The 23,322-nt window shown below is 45.5% G+C and carries 16 protein-coding genes, 7 pseudogenes and 1 other annotated feature; of the genes and pseudogenes, 16 read left to right on the forward strand and 7 right to left on the reverse strand.

Translation table 11 applies throughout. From position 1 onward, the window contains the following. Positions 1-197: 197 nt before the first annotated feature. From ACTHRH_RS21010 to ACTHRH_RS21035, 6 genes and pseudogenes are all read left to right on the forward strand, one after another. A pseudogene (locus ACTHRH_RS21010) lies at positions 198-479 on the forward strand (sugar ABC transporter permease); the annotation flags it as partial. Positions 480-492: 13 nt separating this feature from the next. After that, positions 493-1,370: pseudogene (locus ACTHRH_RS21015) on the forward strand (carbohydrate ABC transporter permease). A 131-nt stretch (positions 1,371-1,501) separates the two neighbouring features. Then, positions 1,502-2,242: an efflux RND transporter periplasmic adaptor subunit gene (locus ACTHRH_RS21020; RefSeq protein ID WP_440417518.1), complete on the forward strand. Its 741-nt coding sequence runs from the start codon at positions 1,502-1,504 to the stop codon at positions 2,240-2,242. Then, positions 2,239-2,550 (forward strand): hypothetical protein, encoded by a 312-nt coding sequence (locus tag ACTHRH_RS21025; RefSeq protein WP_440417520.1) that lies wholly within the window; start codon positions 2,239-2,241, stop codon positions 2,548-2,550. The genes ACTHRH_RS21020 and ACTHRH_RS21025 overlap by 4 nt, the downstream gene beginning before the upstream one ends. A gap of 53 nt (positions 2,551-2,603) precedes the next feature. Further along, entirely contained in the window at positions 2,604-3,926 is a 1,323-nt protein-coding gene (locus tag ACTHRH_RS21030; RefSeq protein WP_440417522.1) for an ABC transporter substrate-binding protein, read from the forward strand. A gap of 51 nt (positions 3,927-3,977) precedes the next feature. Beyond that, the gene (locus tag ACTHRH_RS21035; RefSeq protein ID WP_440417524.1) at positions 3,978-4,613 is read left to right on the forward strand and encodes a hypothetical protein; all 636 of its coding nucleotides are present in this window, start codon (positions 3,978-3,980) and stop codon (positions 4,611-4,613) included. A 136-nt stretch (positions 4,614-4,749) separates the two neighbouring features. Here the strand turns inward: ACTHRH_RS21035 and ACTHRH_RS21040 are convergent, their stop codons facing one another. The 3 genes from ACTHRH_RS21040 to ACTHRH_RS21050 form a co-directional block, all read right to left on the reverse strand. Further along, positions 4,750-5,961, reverse strand: a complete 1,212-nt coding sequence (locus ACTHRH_RS21040; RefSeq protein WP_440417526.1) for an MFS transporter — start codon at positions 5,959-5,961, stop codon at positions 4,750-4,752. 25 nt (positions 5,962-5,986) lie between these two features. After that, positions 5,987-7,027: an ROK family protein gene (locus ACTHRH_RS21045; protein WP_379289683.1), complete on the reverse strand. Its 1,041-nt coding sequence runs from the start codon at positions 7,025-7,027 to the stop codon at positions 5,987-5,989. Positions 7,028-7,873: 846 nt separating this feature from the next. Beyond that, a complete protein-coding gene (locus ACTHRH_RS21050) occupies positions 7,874-8,755 on the reverse strand; it encodes an alpha/beta fold hydrolase (protein ID WP_440417528.1) in 882 nt (293 codons plus the stop codon). 154 nt (positions 8,756-8,909) lie between these two features. Here ACTHRH_RS21050 and ACTHRH_RS21055 point away from each other — a divergent pair. Continuing rightward, a pseudogene (locus tag ACTHRH_RS21055) lies at positions 8,910-9,619 on the forward strand (MerR family DNA-binding transcriptional regulator). 19 nt (positions 9,620-9,638) lie between these two features. On the opposite strand, the gene ACTHRH_RS21060 reads toward ACTHRH_RS21055, so the two are convergent. Next, positions 9,639-10,364: a MerR family transcriptional regulator gene (locus ACTHRH_RS21060; protein ID WP_379289677.1), complete on the reverse strand. Its 726-nt coding sequence runs from the start codon at positions 10,362-10,364 to the stop codon at positions 9,639-9,641. Positions 10,365-10,517: 153 nt separating this feature from the next. On the opposite strand from ACTHRH_RS21060, the gene ACTHRH_RS21065 reads away from it, so the two are divergent. Then, a complete protein-coding gene (locus tag ACTHRH_RS21065; protein ID WP_379289675.1) occupies positions 10,518-11,006 on the forward strand; it encodes a DUF6022 family protein in 489 nt (162 codons plus the stop codon). A gap of 20 nt (positions 11,007-11,026) precedes the next feature. Further along, a complete protein-coding gene (gene vat(I), locus ACTHRH_RS21070) occupies positions 11,027-11,668 on the forward strand; it encodes a streptogramin A O-acetyltransferase Vat(I) (protein ID WP_379289694.1) in 642 nt (213 codons plus the stop codon). A gap of 25 nt (positions 11,669-11,693) precedes the next feature. Here the strand turns inward: vat(I) and ACTHRH_RS21075 are convergent, their stop codons facing one another. Together ACTHRH_RS21075 and ACTHRH_RS21080 are read right to left on the reverse strand one after the other, a co-directional pair. Then, the gene (locus tag ACTHRH_RS21075; RefSeq protein WP_379289673.1) at positions 11,694-12,308 is read right to left on the reverse strand and encodes a DUF2306 domain-containing protein; all 615 of its coding nucleotides are present in this window, start codon (positions 12,306-12,308) and stop codon (positions 11,694-11,696) included. A gap of 39 nt (positions 12,309-12,347) precedes the next feature. Continuing rightward, positions 12,348-13,352 carry a DJ-1/PfpI family protein gene (locus ACTHRH_RS21080; protein WP_379289671.1) on the reverse strand — a complete coding sequence of 335 codons (1,005 nt, stop codon included), beginning with the start codon at positions 13,350-13,352 and terminating at the stop codon, positions 12,348-12,350. A 260-nt stretch (positions 13,353-13,612) separates the two neighbouring features. Between ACTHRH_RS21080 and ACTHRH_RS21085 the strand changes: the two genes are divergently transcribed. The 7 genes and pseudogenes from ACTHRH_RS21085 to wecB all read left to right on the forward strand — a co-directional run bounded on the left by ACTHRH_RS21085 (position 13,613) and on the right by wecB (position 22,200). Beyond that, positions 13,613-14,299, forward strand: coding sequence for a response regulator transcription factor (locus ACTHRH_RS21085; RefSeq protein ID WP_379289669.1), 687 nt, complete (start codon positions 13,613-13,615; stop codon positions 14,297-14,299). 1 nt (position 14,300) lies between these two features. After that, a complete protein-coding gene (locus ACTHRH_RS21090; protein ID WP_379289667.1) occupies positions 14,301-15,635 on the forward strand; it encodes a sensor histidine kinase in 1,335 nt (444 codons plus the stop codon). Between the two features lie 994 nt (positions 15,636-16,629). Continuing rightward, positions 16,630-17,562: pseudogene (locus tag ACTHRH_RS21095) on the forward strand (macrolide 2'-phosphotransferase). 532 nt (positions 17,563-18,094) lie between these two features. Beyond that, positions 18,095-18,627: pseudogene (locus ACTHRH_RS21100) on the forward strand (hypothetical protein). Between the two features lie 167 nt (positions 18,628-18,794). Next, positions 18,795-19,028: a binding site (T-box leader), on the forward strand. 52 nt (positions 19,029-19,080) lie between these two features. Then, positions 19,081-20,341, forward strand: a pseudogene (gene tyrS, locus ACTHRH_RS21105) (tyrosine--tRNA ligase). A gap of 93 nt (positions 20,342-20,434) precedes the next feature. Next, complete coding sequence (locus tag ACTHRH_RS21110) at positions 20,435-20,884, forward strand: PH domain-containing protein (RefSeq protein WP_440417533.1); 450 nt, start codon at positions 20,435-20,437, stop codon at positions 20,882-20,884. Between the two features lie 158 nt (positions 20,885-21,042). Next, positions 21,043-22,200 carry a non-hydrolyzing UDP-N-acetylglucosamine 2-epimerase gene (gene wecB / locus ACTHRH_RS21115; RefSeq protein WP_440417535.1) on the forward strand — a complete coding sequence of 386 codons (1,158 nt, stop codon included), beginning with the start codon at positions 21,043-21,045 and terminating at the stop codon, positions 22,198-22,200. Positions 22,201-22,577: 377 nt separating this feature from the next. On the opposite strand, the pseudogene ACTHRH_RS21120 reads toward wecB, so the two are convergent. After that, positions 22,578-22,973 (reverse strand): annotated as a pseudogene (locus tag ACTHRH_RS21120) (MFS transporter); the annotation flags it as partial. Between the last annotated feature and the right edge of the window lie 349 nt (positions 22,974-23,322).

Consider the following 23,322-nt stretch of genomic DNA (forward strand, 5'->3'; position numbering starts at 1 on the left):
TTTCGTGGTTGAAAACATTGTACCATGAGGGATTCTAGTGACCTCTTTCTTTTTACACAATTATAAGGACATAACTTATCCCAATTTGCTAAAGCATCGTTGCCCCAAGGAATGGACAATGGATTTTTTTGATGCGATCCCCTCCCGTCCTTACGAAAATGTCATTGTCCGCGTTTAATGCCCAGTACTAGTGGTTCCAATGTTATGGAATAACACTTGTTTATTTGACGCCGACGATGGTCTTCGTCGTCCTGATGTCGATTATGAATACGTTCAAAATATTCCGTGAAACGTACCTGATCGCAGGAGATTATCCGCATGACAGCATCTATACGCTTCAGCATTTTATGAACAATATGTTCCTCGCGATGGATGTACAGAAGCTGTCTGCGGCTGCGACGCTTATGGCGATAGGTATCTATATCATCGTGACTATGCTTCTTCGGTTAGAGAAGCGGTATACACAATTTATGGAATGATACGGGAGGAAGAATGAAAAACAGGGGTTTCGTTCGGAACCTACCGGTCACGCTGGTGATGGCGTGTATCGGGCTCATGATGCTTTTTCCTATTGTGATTACTTTCACAAACTCGCTCATGACGGAGCATGAAATTCGCGGTAATTACGAACTGGTTGGTAAGATGCCGGTCACTACGCAAGGGGAGCCTGCACAATTCGTGAATCTGAAGCTCATCCCGGATTGGCTGTCCTTCGAGCAGTACGGGAACGTGCTGCTGGATACGCCGACGTATTTGTTCATGTTATGGAATTCCGTCGCGATGGTCGTGGCGATCATTGCGGGACAGACGGTTGTAAGAGCGCTGGCAGCGTACGCTTTTGCCAAGCTCCGGTTCAAGGGGAGAGAAGGCTGGTTTCGGGTTTACTTGGTGACGATGTTAATGCCTTTCCAGGTGACCTTGGTTCCGAATTATATTATTGCCGACAAGCTGGGATTGCTGAACATGGCTAGCGCGATTATTCTGCCGGGGATATTCGCGGCATTCGGTGTGTTCATGCTGAGACAATTTATGCTGTCGATTCCCTATGCGCTGGTTGAAGCGGCACAGCTCGATGGCGCCGGTCATTACCGCATTTTCTATCGGATTATGCTGCCTTTGATGAAGCCGGGGATTGCTGCGCTGATCGTCTTGCTCTTCGTTGATTATTGGAATATGGTCGAGCAGCCCTTAATTTTCTTGGAGGATGCGTTTAAGCAGCCATTATCGCTTATTTATCCAGAATTCATAAGGAAGCCCAAGGCATCGGCTTTGCCGCATCGCTAATCTATATGACGCCGATGGTTCTCCTGTTTTTATATGCGGAGTCTTATTTTATCGAAGGGATTCAGATGTCGGGGATCAAAGGGTAGCTCAGGAGAGGAGGGATAGGATGGCTGCAGGGTTTACAGAAGCGGTCGAAGCAAGAAAGAAACGAAAACTAGTGTGGCTCTCCGGTCTGTTCTTCAGCGTGCTCCTTTTCCTTACCCTCGCGAGCAATACATTGTTGACGTTAAATCTGCCGAAGGTGCGAACGGAACTAGCGAGGGAAGGAGCGTTAGTAACCACGTGGCGTGGCACGGCCAGGCTGATGCCTCGGCAGCATGTCGATTTATCGAACCGGGCGGAATGGTCCATTAAGGAGGTTCATGTGAAAGAGGGGGATCACGTGGCGAAGGGGCAGACGTTAATCACCTATGAGAATCCTGCTGCTGAGCGGGAAATCCTGGATATACAGGCAGGCCTTGCACAACAGCAGCTAACGTTAGTTGACTTGCAAGATGATTATATTGAAGCCGTACAAAATAACGACGAGATACAGGCACGCCGCTCGAAGCGGGAATTAGAAAGTGCGCGATTAGCCATTGGTGTTCAGGAGCGGAAATTGAGCGCGATGCAATCGGAGGCGCTTGATCGCAAACGCATCATCGCGCCTTTCGACGGTATCGTGACACAGATACGTGCGACGCCGGAGCTGCCGTCGGGGAGAGGCGGGCCGGATATCAGCGTAGCGAGTAGCCAGCAAGGCTATCAATTCGAGATTGTCATCCCGGATGCCATGGGTCGGAAATTGCGTACCGAAGAGAAGATGAACGTTCAGATCGAGCATGAGGGGGTAAGTGTCCCAGTTGAAGGAATCATTACCGATATTCGTCCGATGACAGGCATTGATGGAGGGACTCCCCCCAAGAGGGAGCGGGAGGGGCTGTATCTCAGACGGATTCGGGTCAACGGGTCGTTGTGAAGGTCCAACATCCGAATGTTCAAGCGAATGACCTCGTGAGCGTGGAATTGACACAATCGGAGAAGACCGATGGTGGCATGCTCGTATTGAACCAAGCGATTCATCGGGAAGGGAAGGACAGCTATGTGCTTGTTATCGATGAGCATTCAGGTCCGCTGGGCAATACCTTTATTGTTCGTAAGGCTCCCGTCCAATTAGGGGGGACGAATGGCCAAGAAACCCTGGTATTACAAGGGATATCCATGAAGGATCGCATCATTGTCGAGAGCAGTGAACCGCTAGCAGAAGGTCAACGCGTAAGGGTCTAATGCGCTTGGGCCGTATCGGTCGATCGCATAGAGAATGTAGAGGAGTGGTTAGGATGAAAAAAAGCGGTGTACTTAGCTTAATCGTTGTAATAACGATGACGTTGGCGGCATGTGCCGGCGGACAGGCCGGTGAGGCGAAGCGAGAAGGTCAGCAGGAACAAAACGGGAAGAAAATCGTTGTCTTTTCCGTATTGCAAGCGGATCCTATGTATTCTCTGGCAGAGAAAAAGTATGAAGAGCAGCATCCCGATGTGGATATTCAAATCAAGGAATACGGCGGAGGGGAGGGCTCCAATCAAGAAGGTGATCTCGAGAAATATGTGAAGACCACCAATACAGAGCTATTGTCCGGCAAAGGGGCCGATTTGATCGCCCTGGATGTGAGCGGTCTGCCGGTTGAGAAATACGTAGACAAGCAAGCGCTTGTGAACTTGAGCGAGTTGATGAAGCAGGACCCTGACTTTGATTCCAACTTGTATGAGATGAATATCCTGGACGGGGCCAAGATGAGAGGGGGGCTCTATTCGCTGCCACTGCGGTTCTTCCTGGACAGTCTTATGGGCGATGCTAAGGCAATTGAGCAATCCGGCGTGAAATTCGATGACAGCACGTGGACATGGGGGGAGTTCACAGAGGTGGGCAAACGTCTGGCGGCATCCGGCGGGCACACGTATTCGATGGGGAATACGCCGCCTGAGCGGATGTTGAACATTCTGTTCGTCGACAACTATACTCGCATTGTCCATGAAGAGAAGCGCCCTGCCAGCTTCGATACCAGTGCATTCGTTGGACTGATGGAGCAAGTGAAAACGATGTATGCGGAAAAGGTGGTTACGGATGCGGAAGTTAATGCAGGAGATTATTTTTTTGCACCCGCTTTGATCCTATCGCCTGAAGATTATTTCGAAGGGCCTGCGATGTTCTATGAGCAAGGGAAGATCTATCGCAAGCCGCTCGCGGCCGGGCAACAGGCAGGAGTCACCTTCTTGATGCATAAGAACTTAGGAATAAATAGGAATTCGAAAGTGCAGGCGGAAGCGTGGGATTTCTTGAAGTTCTTATTGTCCGAAGAAATGCAGACCATGCCTGGATTACAAGGGTTTTCTCTCAATAAAAAGGTAAACGAGAAGACGTTAAAGGATCTTGAAGACAAAGGCGCTATCGAGTCGCCCTTGGGATCCGTGATCCCGGTCCAGAAGGCAGACATCGACATGATCAAGCAGATGCTGGCCGATGCGACCACGCCGCAAAAGAATGAGTCGAAGATTCAACAAATCATTGAAGAGGAAGCGAAGGCTTATTTTAACGGTCAGAAATCGGCACAAGCGGTTGCGGAATTGGTCGCAAACCGTGTAACAACCTACTTAAATGAGTAGACGGCAATTCAAATTCCAAATTGAAATCCGAAAAGAAAGGAATAATTCAAAGTGAGAAAATGGATAGCTGTATGTTTGATAACCGCCGTTATAACAGCAAGTATTTCTGCTTGCAGTTTCCCAGGCAGCAAAGAGAAGGAGGCTGGGGAGAACAGGGCCGCATTGACTGCGGAGCATGAGCAACAGGAACAAGGTCAAGAGGAAAAGGATAATAACCATACGGAAAATGAGGCTGCTGAGCCAGGAATGACCAAAGTGTTCTCGAACAAGATGTCACTGAAGCTTCCACAGGGATTAGAGGTACAATCGAATGAGACATCGAACGCGAAGCTCGTCTATACGGATAGCCATAACAAAGTTAAGCTCGAGATGAAGCATGATCCGGAGCAAATGATGAGCGATGCTGGAATCGATGGGGCACGATTGAAGATGAGGGCAGTTATGGAACAAGACAGTGAAGGAGACAAGCTAGAGTGGTTGAAGGATGAGACGCAGCTCGTTCATGGGAAGCACATTGCGATCAATGAAGTCATTATTCCCTCCAAGAAGGGTGAAGGTACTTATCATTTCGTGGCTTGGGCAGAATTAGACGGCGCACTTCTTGAGATTGATTTTACTGCTCCAGCCAATGAGAAGGACGATTGGCAGAAGGCCGTTCAAGAGATGATTGAGTCGATTCAGATGTAGTATAAATGGACCGTTTAGCAGTTTGAGTAATTGACGCTTCAACAATCCTTACCCTCTTGAAGGTTTAAAAACATTGAAGGCAGCCGACCTTTTTTGATCAGCTGCCTTTTCTTAACTAACCCGTCCGATTCCCGTTTCATGGATTTTGCTTCTGCTCACCAATGGGCTTCGCCGCTTGTGACAGCAACCCGGCGGCGGTTACCGCGATAAGCACAATAAACAGGGCGCGAAGCAGGCCGACCGATTCGCCGATAAGCCCCAGAAAAGGCGGCCCGACCAGGGATGCGAGGTAACCGACCGTCGCTACTGCGCTTACTCTTGCCGCAACTCCGCGCGGATCGTCTCCGGCAGCGGATAACCCCACCGGAAAGCCAAATGCCGCGCCAAGTCCCCAAAGCACAATTCCGAGCGCAGCTACTGTGTAATTCTGCCCCAATATAACGATAAGCAGTCCCGCAATCGCTAGAAGCGCAGATGCCCGCAGAACGGCCACTCTGCCGAACCGGTCAAGCAGCATGTCGCCTGATGCCCGGCCAATCGTCATCGCGGCCACAAATAGGCCGAAAGCGAATGATCCCATGGCAGGCGTAGTCTTGTAGCCGTCCACCATAATAAGCGGCAGCCAGTCATTGGCGGAGCCCTCCGCAAAAGCCATTCCAAACACAATGATTCCGATCAGAACCGTACGCCGCTCTTTCCATACGGACATGCGTTCCCTGGCGCTCATTGGCGGAGCCATCGTATCGCCGGCAGTCTCCTTCCCGGTGCCCGCAGGTACGAGACGGTATAGAAATAGAATCGACAGAATGATAACTACCACGGCAATCGCCATGTGGACAGGGACCGATATACCGGCCTTAATGGCAGCCGATCCGGCCAATGCGCCAAGCAGCGTACCTACGCTGAAGGCGGCATGAAAACCGGTTAGGAGCGACTTATGAGCAGCTCTCTCCACGGCCGTTCCCTCAACGTTCATCGCCACATCGCATATTCCGTTCCCGAAGCCGAAGACGGCCAACCCGACAAACACGGTGATGCCGTTAGCCAGCCATGACCCGCCCAGACCTATGACTACAAGTCCAACGCAGCTGATCATCAAGCCCGCGACCATGACAAAGCGTCCGCCCTTATGAGCAATAAGATGACTGGCAACCAGTAGACCGATGATAGAGCCAACGGCCATTCCCAAAATAATCCAGCCCATCTGCGCCGTTGTTGCCCCTAGAGTATCCCGAATCGCCGGCGTACGCGAAACCCATGATGCTATGGTGAACCCGGGCAGTGCAAAAATGAAATAAATGGCGATACGCCATAAATGAATTTGACGACGGTCTAATGAATGGTTCATGTATTTCCTCCTAAACCGGCAGTCCTTAATCCGCTGCCAGCATACTTCCTACGGTTAATTGATGCAGTCCGTGAAAATAATCCTGCTTCCAGTCGCTAACAACAAGCTTCGGCAGATTCTCTTCCGGCACCAGCGAAGCGCCCCTGTTTCGGATTTGCACCAGATCAAGGTTAGTTAGCTCCGTGCTGCAGAAAATGATGATATGCGGATTGATAGTGGCTGTGAAGACGGCGACGAGACGACTTATAGCCTCCATAAGCTTCGAACGGCTCTGATTGCTGTCCTGTATGGCAGAAGCAGCATCAATCATCTGCATGAAGTTCTGCGTATCGGATAGCGGCACGTAGGAAACCTCACCTGAAAAAAAGGTTCCGCCTCTCACAACATGCCCATTTACAATAATACCGGCACCCGGTCCGTTCTTGCCCAAGTATAAGTACACAAGAGAGAGCGAGTCATCGCTGCCTATGGAGTCATAATAGCCGATAACCGTGGTATTCATGTCATTTTCAACCTGGACCCGAAGGGAAAACCGCTCTTCGTAAAAGGTCCTGAAGTTGAAATCTTTAAACCTCTCGTAATCTGGCATGTGGGACACGCGGCCGTTATTCACCGCGCCGGGGACGCCCAGCGTAAGAACACGCATGGAGGGGAACCGTGCCAGAAATATCTCGATTTGTTCGGTCAAGAGCTCCGGACCGGCTTGCAGCACACCGGGAAGCGTCTCCCGGCCGATGATGTCTCCCTCGTAGTTGAGTATTAAGTAGGAGGAGAAATCTTTCTCCAGGCATACGGCAAGACCCGTCATATAGTCGGGGTTCAACTTATAGGTTTTCGGCCGTCTGCCGCCGCTGGACAAGCCCAACCCCGTTAGCAGCACCTCTCCGGAATCATTCATTTCATCGAGAGTCTTACTAATAGTAGGAAAGCTGATGCCCGTGCTCTGAGCAAGCTCAACCTTGGTCGATTCCTTAACGCTGTAGAGTGTTGCACGAATCTGATGGCGAATCATTTCGCCCATCATTTTCGGATTAACAAAAGGCCGCTTGATGATCTTCACCACCATAACTTATTAAACTTCTTTAATAAGTACCCATTCTAGCACACATAGAGGAGCCGGACAATGCCTATTTCAACGGGGTTGGATAAGAGATCTAGATGCATCGAGATATCAAGGGGCGGCAGTGCCTTGGCGTTTATTTATGCAATCCCCTTTCTGAACTAACAGGCAGTTAAGCTTAATGATACAATAAGAGAATACTTACATGGTTTGGAAGTATTCGGTGAAATCCAAGCGGAAGCGGATAAGGATAGACCAATTAACTTACGAAACAACAATTGCCGGATGGCGGGTGGCCTATTAGTTGGGAAGCTCCAGGGCCTGTTTCCGAATTGGAGTGGCGTGGTCGAATTACCCTAGAGGCCATATGCAGATTATACGATTATGGAGTAATTTAAGCTGCTGAATACTCCATAATCGTCAACTAGCGGGAGACGATAATAATAATTACTGACAACTACCTTGAAAATCCGTCTATTTTACCGTCTGCAGGCATCGTTGCAAGCGGAGCGGCACGTCTAACTGTATTTTGTACAGGTAGATTCAAGCGAATGGGCGAAAATGATCAAACTAACTGGATAAACTACAGTTAAAATGGGCAACTTTGGGCGAAACGGCTGTTTTGGCGCAAACTAGCTGTAGGTTTTCCAGTTAGTTTCCATATTTCTTCTGAATATAGAAATCTAACTGTATGAAATCCATCTAGTTTTCAAATTTCACACTATTGAAGCAATTTAACTCTATTCTTCCTTGAAAATCCATCCATTTTCATCATAAAGGACCCAAGCCCAGTGGAGAATGCGGAAAGAGCTACGTCGATATTAAAACCGATTAGCTCTTTACTGAACTGCACTAGGTCAATAACTTGTCAATTAACCAAGGTTTAATCAAGGGCAGAACGGCTGCAGGCTGCATTGCTTTTGTATGGTCCATGTCCTCTCCCCTTAATATTTCTACGTCCCAGCCAAGCTGTTTTAATATCTTTTCATTTTTTTGCAATAAACCGATGATATCGACAGATACATTGCCAAAGTTCTCTCCATAAACAATCGTATCTTTTTCTCCGGCGAATGTAAGTCTGGGAATGCTCAGTTCATTTTGAATTTTCTTGTCGTCGAAATCCATTAAGCTTCTATACATTGTGAAAAATTGTTTGGTTTGATCTGGATCCATCTGCACCTGGATGTTATTCCAGTCGAATTCTCCAGGGGCATTTTCCTCCATTTGATATTCAGAGATGGGTTGATTGTCGGTTCGATTACCTAAGGCTTGCTCGTAAGTCTTTGTCGTTACGGCCATCATTTCTTTATACGGCCCTTCATACGGCGGGAATCCTCCCATAATTAAACTTTCCAATCGATTGGTTCGGATGGCCAGCTGTAATCCAACTAAAGCCAGCCAGGAGTAGCCATAATAGCTAAATTTCCCGACATTCATTTCATCGGCTATGTGCATTAAATCTTTTGAAATATTTTCCGGTGTCAGGTCATGTGGCTGTGGATGCTCTAAACGGTGACCTTCATAATCAAAATACAGAACTTGAAACTCATCAGAGAGCCCATCAACAAAGTTTTTGCCCAGCTCAGGATCTACGCCCCACCATTTTAAGTTTTCAGCTTCCTGACCATAAACGGACTTTTTCGCTATGGGCAGCATAATTACTTTACCGGAGGAATTTCCAGTTAAGCCAACCTCTAATTTGGAGCCATCATTTAAGGTTATCATTTTTTTCATCAGGATCCCTCCCAACTTGTTTATACTAATAACATACAACATTGATGCAATCTGTCGGTTTTTCATGTCGAGCCAACGATAGGATTAGGGATTTGAAGTTTGTATGTTAACGTAGCACTTGAAGGTTTCACTTTAATTTTTGAAGGGGGAGACTATGGAAAGTACATATACGCCTACTCAAGTGGCTAATGAATTGAACGTAAGCACTACCACATTAAGGAGATACGAGGAGCAGGGCTTAATTCCTGATGTACCGAGAACGGCAGGCAACCATAGATACTATACGCCCGTGCATTTTCAAGCTTTTGCTGCCATTCGATCTTTATTGGTTGGATATGATATACCGGTGGTCTATGATGCCATGAGGCAAATCAAGAATGGCGATATTACGAATGCACTTTGGATGGTAAATAATCAACTGCACCTTATTCAATTAGAGAAACAAAGAGTTGAAGAAATACTGGGTATGGTCAAGAAGGCTGATTTTAAGGAATATAGGAATGTTAAGTTGACGGATTCAATGACTATAGGAAAGGTAGCGGAAATGGCCGGAGTCAACACCTCCGCTATCAGGCATTGGGAAAGGAAGGATTGATTACCTCAACGCGGGACAAAGAAAATGGGTATAGAATGTTCACCCTATCAGAACTGCGTAAGATCTTGGTGATTAGCAGCTTAAGAAAAACCATTTATTATATTGAAAACTTGAAAGACCTTCTAAATGACCTGGAAACCAATCGTTTAACAAAAATAGATCAATCGTTCCAGTTTGCGCTCCAAAGATTAAACCATAAACTAAGGGCACAATTTAAGGGTGTAGCTGAACTAATGAAGTATATTGAATTGTACAGAGAGGACTTTTGATCCAGCACTGGAGACACGATTAAAGATGGGCCTCGGTTGTTTCCGTAAAGCCTAATGTTTGAATCAAGCGATATAGAAAGTAGAGAGCCCGCATCTGGAGTTTGATCGTTTTGTGCAGGTGAGCTTGGATACTTTCAGCAAGCTTCATCGCATGCTCGATGTTCTCTACATCTAAGAGTGCAATGGATTTTTTTAAGTTTACGGTTTCCTCGGAATAAACAGAGCTCTGCAGTACCTGAATCATCCTAATTTTAAAGAGATGCGCTTCATTGTAAAGACGGTATTCGTTATCAGGGTCTCGCTCAGTAGTGAACAGGCCGCTTTTCTCCCAGTAACGGATTGCCGATTTAGGTGCCCCTGTCCGTCTGGAAACCTCGTGGATGCTGAAATGTTGGTTAAAGTCGTAAGCTTGACTGACTTCAGAAAATGATTTCAACTCCCTTACCAGTTGATCTAATCTTGCTTTTTCCCGATGCAGCATGACCTCCCTATCCCTGACGATCCACAATGCATCGTCCAACTCATTTCGCCCAAGACAATGCATCACCTCGCTCGTTACTTCCATACCGAATGCGGCAGCCATGGCTTGAATACATGCCAGATAAGCTTCATGCCGTTCCGTATACATACGATATCCATTTGCGGATCGATCTGCAGGAGGTATTAACCCCTTCGCTTCGTAGTTCCGCAGGGTGCTGCCGCTTAACCCGTATTTTTCTGCCAGTTTTTTTGGTCGTAAGCCCATGTTATTCCACCTTCGTAACAAAATGCGCAAACATTAAAACCGTTGTAATGTTATTCTGGATTATTCATTGATTTCCTGCAAACTTATCCCCTAAACCTTCCAATTTGCTTTCATGTTGTATGATGGAGATAATCCAATTAAGGGGGAGTATGTATGACAGTAAAACCAGTATTCCGTTACGACATGACCATTGAGGAGATTGGCGGGGCAGGTAATCAGTATATCGAATCGGTATGGAAGACATTATACGATTCGATGCTTGATGAACTAACGATCGCTTTTCGTGAAATCGAGGATGCTGCCTATGGGCGCTATTTGGACCAGTTGATGCCTGCACTCTTCGATAGCCTTGAAGACGCCGGGTTCGAAGCAACGGAGCCCCTCAAGGAGAATGATTTCGTAATCGGGAAATGTCTGCTATTTCGCAACTCGCTTGAAAAATGGGGGACCGAGGAAAATAGGTCCAGAATTTTCTGGAACGTTATACGTAGTAAGAATAGTCAACAACCCATTGGAACTTTATTGACGGAAATCCCTCATTCTCATCTGAAGTTCGACATTCCTATGGCACCTGTACTATATTCACTGAAAGAGTGTGAGAGGGATCAAATCGTGCGAGGAATTCGACGGATCAAGGAATAAAAATAATCGTGAAGGAGATCATGCTTATGATAGGGCCAAATCCCAATGAAAAGTATCCGATACCGGGAAATCGCAACTTACAGTTTATTAAGAACACAATCACAAAGCCTAACATTATTGTAGGGGACTATTCCTATTACGATGCATTAGATGGAGAGCTGTTCGAAGATCAAGTATTGTACCATTATGAGGTCATCGGGACAAAATTGATCATCGGGAAGTTCTGTTCGATCGCTCCTGAAGTCAGATTTCTTATGGATGGCGGCAACCACAGGATGGATGGATCTACCTTTCCGTTTAATATTTTCGGACATGGGTGGGAGAAACACACCCCTTCTCTAAATCAATTGTCGATAAAAGGAGATACGGTTGTCGGTAATGACGTCTGGATCGGCAGACGCGCCACGATTATGCCGGGGGTGCGAATCGGTGACGGGTCTATCGTCAGTGCAGAAGCGGTGGTCGTGAAGGATGTTGAACCCTATACCGTTGTCGGTGGAAATCCGGCCAGGGAAATAAAACAACGTTTCTCGCAAGAAGTCATTCAAGAATTTTTGGAGATTAAATGGTGGGACTTCGATATCGAGCTCATCAATCAGTATATTGGCGCGATCGTAAGCGGAGATATAGAAACGCTAAAAAAAATTAAACAACGTCCTTAACAATGGCAAAGCAGAGAGTCGGTTGTTATAAGAATGTTTTTTGTCTTATTATGAGTTCGGCTATAAGCAGATTTAGAACCCAGCTTAACCAGACCGCTATCGTATAAGCAGTCCCATAGGAGAAATTCATTGCGTTATGAGCAATGGCTACAATGATATAAATCGTCATATTCGCAAAGCAGAGAAAGAAGCTTCGAGTGATCCACCGACTATGCAAGATGACTTGTCGTCTCTTGATATACCAATAACCAAGAATAGTAGTTCCAAGCCATAATGTATTTAAAATTAGAAACCCTATTGTACTGGGCCATCCCCCTGTGGCAAAGAACGAAACATAGACTCCGGGAATGAAATTTAAAAGGATGGACAAGACGTACAATCGGCCATTCCAGCGATGGAACCGGATAGATTTAACCCGTATTCTTCTAATCACTCCTAATGGTCCCGTAAGAAGAGAAAGAATAGCCAGCAATATATGAATACGAATCATGAATATCCATAGGGATGGATCTGCGAGAATCAGCTCTTTATTAGAAATAAATTTTTCGAAAGCAGGATCAATCATAAAGTTTTTTGAAAATGTATGAAGTACCCACATGATCGGGATGATTAGAATGGTTATTCCAATGGTTTTTTTCATTAGGCTTATTCCTCCGTTGAATGCTAGAGAAGCTTCATCTTAAGAAATACGATGTCCAATTAATTTGGATGAGGGAAGGACTCCGGCTTTGGCTGCACCGTGCATCTTATTTCCATCTATAGACACGGTAAATTTTAAAGTAAGACGCATGGGCTTGGTAACTTTCATGGACCACGTTAATTGATTCCCTACTAACACAGGTTTGTCCATAGGGACAATTTCTTCTCCTTGCTTTGCCGTTCCAGCTATTTGTCCATCTTCAGAAGTTATATCTAATTCAACGGAAAGCTTTCCAATAGGAGTGGAGATGGTAGTATCCCATTTCCCTTGAACATTAACATTCTTATCGGTTTGGAAAGAGGAAGGCTCCCTTGTCGCTTCAAGGGGAGTTTCTTGTTGACTTTCTTTCGGCTCATTACCTTCAGCTTTCCAAACCGTCCCCCTCCGTTCATATTCAAATAATTGTTCCACAGCGAGTGCTATACGGGGGCCTAATTCTCGTTCAACCAAGTAAAGGGCAACATCGAGCCCCGAAGTAACGCCGCCTCCCGTGACGAGATCGCCATCATCTACAATACGGGCGTTGACTGGAATAGCGTTAGCAGCACTCAAAACGCCCATTCCCATATGATGCGTAACGGCATGTCGGCCCTCTAATAAACCGTTCATTGCTAAAATGAGAGAGCCGCCACAAACTGTGGAAAGTAAGAGATCGGATCTCTTGATGGCTTCTTGTAGAAGATTACTTAGTTCAGTCTCAGAGGCTTTTTTTAATTTGACCGGGATGGAGTCGGGTCCATTATCATTAACAGGGCCGGAGGCTCCCGGAACAAGGATGATCCCTTTGCGGGATAAATCAAGTTTACTGCTTGCTCGAAGCTGTAACTGATTGACTCCGCTTGTTACCATTCGCGCCCCTTCAGCGGACACAAGGTCAACGGTTATTTCCTCGTTGGAGTACATGGCAGCAGCAGTAAATACTTCATAGGGTGCAAGAGCATCCAATAAATCAAATCCATCAAACAAAACAATTTGCACATTCATGATCTGTTCTCTCCTTTCATGCAGGCGAAACATTGCATTGCATTCGATTCGCAGCGGATATCCGACGATCGATTCATAATGAAACAATAACCTTTAATTGTCTCAAACGATGGTCCGAAACTATCACAAAACCATCACAATCCATTCATAAAACTATAACGTTGCTAATTCCCTATTGAAAAAATGATAAACTAAAAATGAACTTGGATGGATGGATAGTAAACGGTGAGTGTCATCGGAGGGAAAGGTGGGGGGAGTTCATGAAGGAATTACAGACGGTTCTAGTCGTCGATGATGACCAAAGCATTGCCGAACTATTGAGGGACTTCCTGGAGAATGACGGTTTTCGTGTGGAAACTTCTTATGATGCCGCTCAGGCATTAGCTGTACTTAAGCAGAGGACCATTCATTGCATCGTACTGGACATTATGATGCCTGGACAAAACGGTTTCGAGTTATGTAGGGAGATCCGCACGGAAAGCAACATACCTATTCTTTTCCTGAGTGCTCGCAGCGATGATGTAGACAAGATTCGCGGTCTGGCGATTGGAGGAGATGACTATATAGTTAAAACCGCTTCGCCGGGAGAGATTGTGGCCAGAGTGAAGGCTGTATTACGACGCTCCAGTTCTCCGATGGGATCCGATAGGAGGGTCTTGGACTATGGACGCCTTACTTTGGATTTATCTACGAGAGAAGTTTTCGTGGACGGGCAGAGCATCGCGCTTACACCGAAAGAATATGATCTGCTGAGATTGTTTGCCGAACATCCGCAATATGTTTTTTCATACGACCAATTACTAGACAAATTTTGGGATGGAGTGGGTGACAAGCATACCGTTCGAGTTCATATTAGTAGACTTCGTGAGAAAATGGAACCCGACCCGGTCCACCCACAATATATAGTCAACGTATGGGGTATAGGCTACCGCTTCAGAGGAGAATGAAATGAAGACAATTCGCATTCGTACGTTTACCATTCTCAGCTTGTTCTTGATCCTCCTGCTGCCATGGTTATTTTACGTAACCGCACACTTGATTGAAACAAAGACGCTCAGCTTCGACATGAATGATTCTCAAAAAAGAGACTTGGCCAAGACGATCCGTCTCATAGAAACGAATGTGGAAAACTGGGCCGACCCTGTTTGGCAGGACCAATTGAGAGGACAGTTGCAGGAAAGCGGCATGGGTGTGGCTATTTTATCCGAAACCAATCAGGAAATTGTTCAATTCACCCCGGAACGGAATCGTACATTGCTTCGAACGGAACAATTTTCGATCCTTCAGGACGGACGCGTACTCGGGAGGGTAATCATTTACCAGCCGAATTCAAGAGGGGTACAGATGATCGCGGCATTCGCAGGATTGCTGCTGGCCTTTATTATTGTCGGTTATGCGATGCGAAGGTTCATTCTCAAGCCTCTTGAGCAAATGAGCCTGGGGGTTCGGCAAATCGCGGAGGGGGATTTGGATGTCCGCCTGCCTTTGTTCCGGGTCACCGAAATTACTGAAGTCCGTGACGGATTTACACAGATGGTAGAGAGTCTCCAAGAATCCATTCAGAAACAAGTGGCATTGGAAGAAGAACGCCGATTTGTCATTACTGCGGTTGCCCATGATTTACGGACGCCCTTATTCGCTTTACGAGGTTATTTGGATGGTCTGGAGCAAGGCATTGCTCACTCCCCGGATAAAATCGCAAAGTATGTGGCGGTTTGTAAGGAAAAGTCGGCCCAATTGGACCGCCTGGTGGAGGAGCTTTTTACTTTCACTAAGACAGAATATTTGGAGGCGGAGCTCCAAGAGAGCACGGTTGATCTTCCCCTTGTATTACAGAAGTCTATAGACAGCCTGAATCCTCTGGCAAGGCAGAAGCACATTTCTATAATCGTGGAGCATTTTGGACAGGACTGCGTAGTCATGGGCGATTCGCACTTATTGGAGCGAGCCATGAACAACTTGTTGGATAATGCGGTCAGGCATACCCCTTGCCATGGCAAGATTTTTATCCAATGCTTAAGGGATGGCAGCCAAGTGACCTTTGCAATTCAGGATACAGGGGAGGGTTTCTCACCGGAGGAGCTTCAACGAGTTTTTGAACCCCTATATCGTGGCGAAGCATCGAGGAATCGTTCAACGGGAGGCGTCGGTTTAGGCTTGACCATTTCCCGGAAAATCATCAGGCGACACGGAGGCGACCTGGTCGTAGGCAACCATTCAGACGGCGGTGCACTCCTGCGAGGCTGGATACCGTTGGCTAATCTAATGGATAGAGTTTTCTAGGAGCTTGTCGCGGCGCGACAGCTCCTTTAGTAGATGTGTCGCAACAACTATTTCAAACAAGTATGGATTTCTTTGATGGTGGTCAATGCTTTCTTCTCTAAGTTCATTAGTTCTCTGACAATAGCAGCACATCGTTCTTTCTCTTTAATTTCACGGTCAGGCGGTTCCTCATACGGAAACATGTCTTTCAAGGTTTTATATCTAGATGAAATCTCGCTGTATGTATTTATGCCTTCATCAATTAGCCGGTCGTTAATGCAAACAAATTTCTCTTTGTTTCATCGACAGCTTGGATAGGGTTAGCCCAATGTAGAGAAATAAGACCGCCGGTCGAATTTGTGTATTCAGATGTTTTTCGAGAATTCACACAGTTGATACAAGGACAGAGGCTAAGACCTAATAAGTTCCAAGGTATAACATCCTCACTATGTGCGTATCCAGTATGCCATGAATGCGTGAAATAACCGATTTCATCATAAGCGTAAATAATTGATGTTTGGTTTCCGATATCAATGTTTTTGCGAAAACGGGCTGTTTGGAATTAATGGCCAATCTTGCTTTCTCCCATGCTTTCGGATATCTGGCAACCCGCTGCTATAACTTTAGCCGCTCTTAATGAACAGTGGGCCGCGATCAAATCAGCTGGTGTGGTGTTATAAAAATGTTGGATAGCTTGAGCTGAATATGATAATATGGTGTTATATTACGAATGGAGGGTTACGTGTGGTAGATTAATCCTGATTTGAGAAATCATTGCGAATAATTGTAATGGTTATTTCTCCTCTGTCTTGTGCAGAGTAATCGGGATGGTTTGCCTGCTTCGCGTGAGTCCGCCTTTTCGTAATGGTCACTCTGTTTAAGAGTGGTTATTTTTGCGTATTATAAAGGGATTTGCTTAACGGACGCATAGGCACTCTATATTTCGCTTACTTCTGCACAGACATCACAATGTCTGTGTTTTTTATTTTCTTCCGAAAAGGAGAGTGTTCTCTTAATGACAAGACAACAACCTAACGATGGTCGAGATCTAAGGCATGAGCTCCTAACCATAGCGAAGCAAAATGGTCTATAATTGAACGCCGATTATTTCGAGATAAACGAATCCGGCATGGATTTCCTTGTCGCATTTGCAAAGGATGAGCATGGCCAGGAGTGGGTTCTTCGCAAACCAAGACGTAAGGACGTATGGGAGCGGGCGGGGAATGAGCAGAAGGTGCTGAAAGTGGTTGGCAAACATCTTCCCGTGGATGTGCCCAACTGGCGTATCTTTACTCCCGGGCTTATTGCTTATCCTCTGCTTAGCGGGCATCCCATTGCGACGGTTGATCCGGCGGGGGGCGGTTATGTATGGAAGTTCCCTCAGGATTCATTAACCGATGTATTTTTTAATTCTTTAGCAAACACCTTAGCGGCATTGCATAACATCGATCATAGCGAAGCGACAAGGGCAGGTGTTCGTTACAAAACACCGACGGAAACACGAGAAGCTTTCGCCGCGAACATCGAGGAAGTACGGCAAAGCTTCAATATTCCCGCCAAGCTGTATGATCGATGGAAGGCATGGTTATCTACGGATACGTACTGGCCGGAGTATACAGTGCTTCATCATGGCGATCTGCATCCTCCTCATATTATCGTTGATGATAATCAACAAGTAACGGGCTTAATTGATTGGACGGAAGCCGAAATTGCAGACCCGGGCAAAGATTTTGTAATCCTTTATGCGCTTTTTGGTCATGAGGGGCTGCGGGATTTGCTTAGGCGTTATGAGAAAGCAGGGGGCAGTACTTGGCCGCGTATGTCTGAGCATATCGCCGAACAATGGGCCGCTTACCCGGCCCTAGTAGCCAAGTTCGCACTTACTACAGGGAAAGAAGCCGATATGGAAATGGCGAGAGGGATGATAGCCAATTGGAACGTTGATTAAATAAAGGTAGGATCGCATGTGAGAAGACTCAAGAATTAAGCAAAAAACCTTTGGGCTAACGGATAATAAGAGGCTGTCGATTAATGGTGTACAACCAAAGATTATACGAAAACCTACACGGTTTGGTTTTAACGGAACCTAGAGACCTTATTTGCTCCAGAAGGGCCTTTCGGTCATTTTAACGGAACCAGATGACCTTATTGCCAAGAAATGCTCGCGAAAGTAGGAGAATTCTAAGCAATAGGCGCAACTGTTTCCGTTAGTCTAAAAAAACGGCCTATTTTGACGAAATAGGGTCTCCCAGGTCCGTTACATTTTCGCTGTTGGACTTATTACTAGTACAACGTCCTGTTGGACACCTTTCCCACAATGGGGTCGACAGCCTCAATAAGTACACAATTACGAGGCTGCTGCGAGAAAAGTTGCGGCCTCGTTTTGTTAACGGACAAGTAACCTCTAATCAAGTACGGTGCAAAATTAACTGGTTTGCAATCCCGCTTTGGCCGATTCAAACTCGAACGGGGGTAATGATATGAATAATCGAATACATATCTTGGGCGCTTCGGGTTCAGGAACATCGACTCTTGGAAGCGAACTATCTTTACTTCTACCTTATGCTATTTTGGATAGCGATGATTATTTTTGGGCTAAAAAATTTTCCAAGCAGAGGGAGCAAAAAGATAGAATCCAGCTATTGAAAGAAGACCTTTCGAAGTATAATCAATGGATTCTTTCCGGGGCAGTGTGTGGTTGGGGGGATGATATCTGGTTATTTTTCTCTATATCCCTAAAGAAATAAGGCTTCACAGATTAAGAGAAAGGGAATTTCAAAGATATGGCGATGCCATATTACCAGGGGGAAGTAAGTTCGAGCAATCAAGGACTTTTTTAGAGTGGGCTTCGCTATATGATGAAGCTGGCTTGGAGGTTAGAAGCAAAGCTTTGCACGAGCGGTGGATGTCTGATTTGTCTTGTCCGTTATTGAGGATTGAGGGAGATTATTCGGTTAAAGAAAGAGTCGATATTGTGTTAGATTATCTCGAATCAAATGGTTGCCTCAACTAACGAAAGTTCAGTAATTCATATATAGGAGCCATCCCGTAAAGGTGGATAGGTTGAACTGCTGAGGGTTGCGTGTGTGACGAATGCTTCACTGCGTAATGGATAACATAGTTGACATAGTTCCAGTTATGTGATTAAATGGAAAAAATTAATACCAGATAAAGCATTGATGGATAACGGTTAAACACCGTAGTAAGAAAGTGGAACGAGTGCCTTCAGAGAGCCGGTGGCGGGTGGGAACCGGTGCAGTCTCCTTTCTGAATTACAATCCGGAGTTGGAAAAGTGAAAATCCTGAGTAACTTTTCCCGGCATAATCCTTATGTCGTTATGATTAAATGAGTGAAAGAAGTTAAGAAGCTTCTTTAATTAGGGTGGTACCGCGAGACAACCTCTCGTCCCTTTTCGGGATGAAGGGTTGTTTTTTTATTTTCAAAAAAAGATTAGGGGGAACTCGAATGGACATTCTGAAGCAGCTTTCCGGGGAACAAAAACGAGAGGTTGAAAGGCAATTGAGTATCGTCCGCAGAGGTGCAGCTGAGATCATACCAGAGGATGCCCTAACACACAAGATTGCTGCTTCAGTAGTATCGGGAAAACCACTTAAGGTAAAGCTCGGTCTGGATCCCTCAGCACCGGATATTCATTTAGGCCATACCGTAGTATTGCGAAAGTTAAGGCAATTTCAAGACTTAGGACACGAAGTACAACTGGTCATAGGCGATTTTACGGGACGAATCGGCGACCCGACCGGAAAATCCGAGACGAGAAAACAATTGACCGAGGATGATGTAAAACGAAATGCTGCAACCTACGAAAAGCAGCTGTATAAAATACTTGACCCGCAGAGGACGAAGTTTCATTTTAATTCGGCATGGCTTGAAAAATTGAATTTCCAAGATGTATTGCAGATAGCTGCAAAAGTGACTGTTGCAAGAATGTTAGAGCGCGATGATTTTGCTCAGCGTTATTCTAATAACCAGCCCATTCACATACATGAGTTTTTTTACCCGCTAATGCAAGGGTATGATTCAGTATCGCTTGAATGCGATATTGAACTCGGCGGTACTGATCAAACCTTTAACATTTTGATGGGGAGATCGCTGCAAAGTGCTTTTGGTTTTCAGGACGGCCAGGCAGCCATCCTGATGCCATTATTAGAGGGACTGGATGGTACCCAGAAAATGAGCAAAAGTCTTGGTAACTATATCGGGATTGACGAATCCCCGAACGAAATGTTTGGTAAGACGATGTCGATCCCGGACGAGTTAATGATTAAATATTACGAGCTTACTACAAGCATTACAAATGAGGAGTTTCATGAGTTTAAGCAAGGCCTGAAAGAAGGAGATATTCATCCTCGCGATGCAAAAATTCGATTAGCTGGAGAATTAGTTCGTATGTATCATTGGAAAGCAAGCCGCAGAACAGGCGAAACAGCATTTTATCACTGTTTTCCAGAAGCGTGCTATTCCCGAAAATATTGAAGAATTTCAAATGAGCAACGATCTGCTTGAAGAAGGAAAAATTTCAATCAGTAAACTTCTATTGACACTCGGATTTGTTTCGTCAAATAGCGAAGCGAGGCGCAGTGTTATTCAAGGGGCGATAAAGATAAACGGAGAGAGGCTTCTAGACCCTAACGCACGAATAAAGATTAAAAGCGGCGACATTATTCAATCTGGCAGAAGGAAGTTCGCTAAAATTGTTATTGGCTGACGTCTGTTAGAGTACGGGTAAGCCTTTTTGATGCTAGTAGGGTAGGAAGTTCCGCAAATGATGGTCTAATCTTATTGGATGGGAGGAAGGTTGATGAAGTTTGTTCCCAGGAGAGATCGATGGCTGTCCGTCGTGATCTGGCTGAGTATTGCTGCCTTGGTTGTTGCAGGGTTGTCCCCTCTTTTCGTAGATGGGGCAGGGGTTATAGGCGGCACGATTATTCTGTTAGTTTGCTTTGTTTTCGCCATTTCTATGGTCTGGTTATGGTGCGGCACCTACTATGTGATAACCAAATCTGAATTATTCATTCGAAGCGGACCGTTTACCAAATCCATCGCCTTCGATAGCATCACCAAGGTGAAGCCGGTTAGATCTTGGGTATCCAGTGCAGCCACCTCCAGCCACAGAGTTGAAATTGAATACGGCAAATATGACGTTGTCCACGTTTCCCCGCTTGATCAAGAAGCTTTTATCGAGGAATTGAGGACCCGTTGCTCCCGTGTGCAGATAGAGATGCTCCCTTTAAGGAGAACCGTACCATAAATGACGTGAAAAATTGGTGATAGGGAAGGGCTTAGAACCTGAAAGGAGTGGTGGAGGAAGTATTTTAGAGAAGAGATAAACCGTGCGTTATAGTAAGTGAATGTGGTAATATTTGGTTTAAATACCATCCCAATTCATAACTAGAGGGGGTCTCAGATATGAACAACAAAAAGAAAGTTATGGTCATTTTTGGTACAAGGCCAGAAGCAACGAAAATGTGTCCAGTAGTCCAAGAGCTAAAAAATCATCCGGAATGGTTCGAAACCAAGGTTGTAGTAACGGGGCAGCACCGGGAGCAGCTATACCAAGCACTTTCCCATTTTGGGATACAACCAGATGTAGATTTATCTTTGATGAGAGAAAATCAGACATTATCTTATTTCACATCTGCTGCTATTTCCGGGCTTGATCAGATTATTTTGGATGATAGGCCGGATATGATATTAATTCATGGCGATACTCAAACTGCATTATGTGGAGGGCTGGCTGCTTTTTATCATAAAATACCGGTTGGGCATGTGGAAGCAGGCTTGCGTTCCCATAACAAGTATTCGCCATGGCCGGAAGAAGTTAATCGAAGGATAGTTGATGTTGTATCCGATTTGCTATTTGCACCGACAACAATAGGCAAGGAAAACTTAATGAAAGAAGGCTACAGTAGTGATCATATCTATGTTACAGGTCAGACCGCCGTCGATGCAGCCATAATAACCAATAGTGCAGAATACAAGTTCAATGAAACAAGGTTAAATAGCCTGGTCCGGCACGAAGGAAGAATCATTACCATGACGGCCCACCGCAGAGAAAATTATGGAATGCCAATGGAACAAATGTTTAATGCCATACGTCGTGTTGTAGATGAAAAGCCAGATGTCTCCGTCATATACCCGGTTCATTTAAGTCCTACTGTTCGTGAGGCAGCATATAAAAAGCTTTCTGGTCATGACAGAATTCATTTGCTTGACCCTATTGAATATCCGGATATGATTAACCTCTTATCTCGTTCCTATCTTATATTAAGTGATTCTGGTGGTCTTCAAGAGGAGACGCCGGTGTTTAATAAACCACTTGTTCTAATGCGTGATACAACGGAACGGCCAGAAGCGGTTACGGCTAATGCGGTTTATCTTGCCGGAACGGAGGAATCTTCGATTTACGATATAACCACTAGACTGCTTACAGATACCCAATTATATGACGGGATGGCAAATGCCAGAAATCCATTTGGAGACGGACAAGCCTCAAGACGCATTGTCAAAATTCTTGCACACCACTTTGGGTTTATTTCAAATCTTCCAAGCGAGTTTGAAGGATAATAAAGCTTGGGAAAATGAGGGTAATTTCGATATGCCGAAGTTACGGAATGGATGAAGAGGCTTCGTAGAATTTGCCTCACGGGGAGCAGGCGTCAGAATCTGCCGCTAAGAGTGCTCATGATGATCAGCGAGCTTGCGCGGGTTGCATCCCTCTAGGCTCCATAAATGCAAAAACCTCCACCGTAACGGAACAGAGCGACCTTATCTCTATGAACAAGAGCCAAATTAAAAAGTAACGGAACTCAGCGCTGCTATTTGAGTAATTTGAGGTGAGAAACAAGTAGTTTGCATTAATAACGCAATTGAGTTCCGTTGGAATTTATTCCCATCCATTTTGGTTCACATAACGCCTCCTAGTTCCGTTAGCCCCATCCAACCCCTCGGATGTTCGGATCCACCGCGTCAATCAAAATGGTGTAGCATATCGGAATCAGCGCGCCGCCTCCAATACCTTGTATGGCTCGATAAATGCTGAGCTCTGTGATGGAGTCGGCTGTACCGCACAGTGCAGAGCCGATAATGAACATCAAAATGCCGAAAATGAAGAAACGTTTGCGACCGTACATATCGGACAATTTGCCGAAGATCGGCATCCCCGCCATTTCTGCGATCATATAGGCAGATATAACCCACACAAATTGATGCATCCCGCCAAGATCTCCTACGATGGTTCCCATCGATGTAGCCAATATCTTATTGTCCATCGATGCCATAAGAATCGAAAGCAAAAGCCCCGTTATGATCCATCCAGTTTTATTTGTTCTTAATACCACATCTAACACCCAGGCATATATGACAGCATTATGTCAGTCATAAAGAAAAAAATTACAATTAATATAGGCTCAATCTCAAAATCAGTACTTGATTTTCTACCTGCGGAATAACTAACTGGTCATCTGCCCGGCTCCCGTCCGGTTTCAATCTCGCTAACGAATCTGGGTAACGTTATTGATTTAAAAATGATGCCGTTTCAAATATAACGAAACTCACAATCGTTATTTGGGCGAAATCCTGCTCCATAGCCTTCTTTTTTGGTCAATAGCGATATGGAGTTTCGTAAGAAAATGGAAAAGAGCCGTTTTGCCCAAATAACGTTTCCAGGTTTCGTAACAAAATGCATTT

Origin of the sequence: Paenibacillus sp. SAFN-117, from assembly GCF_051966115.1 — a bacterium.
Lineage (GTDB): Bacteria > Bacillota > Bacilli > Paenibacillales > NBRC-103111 > Paenibacillus_L > Paenibacillus_L residui.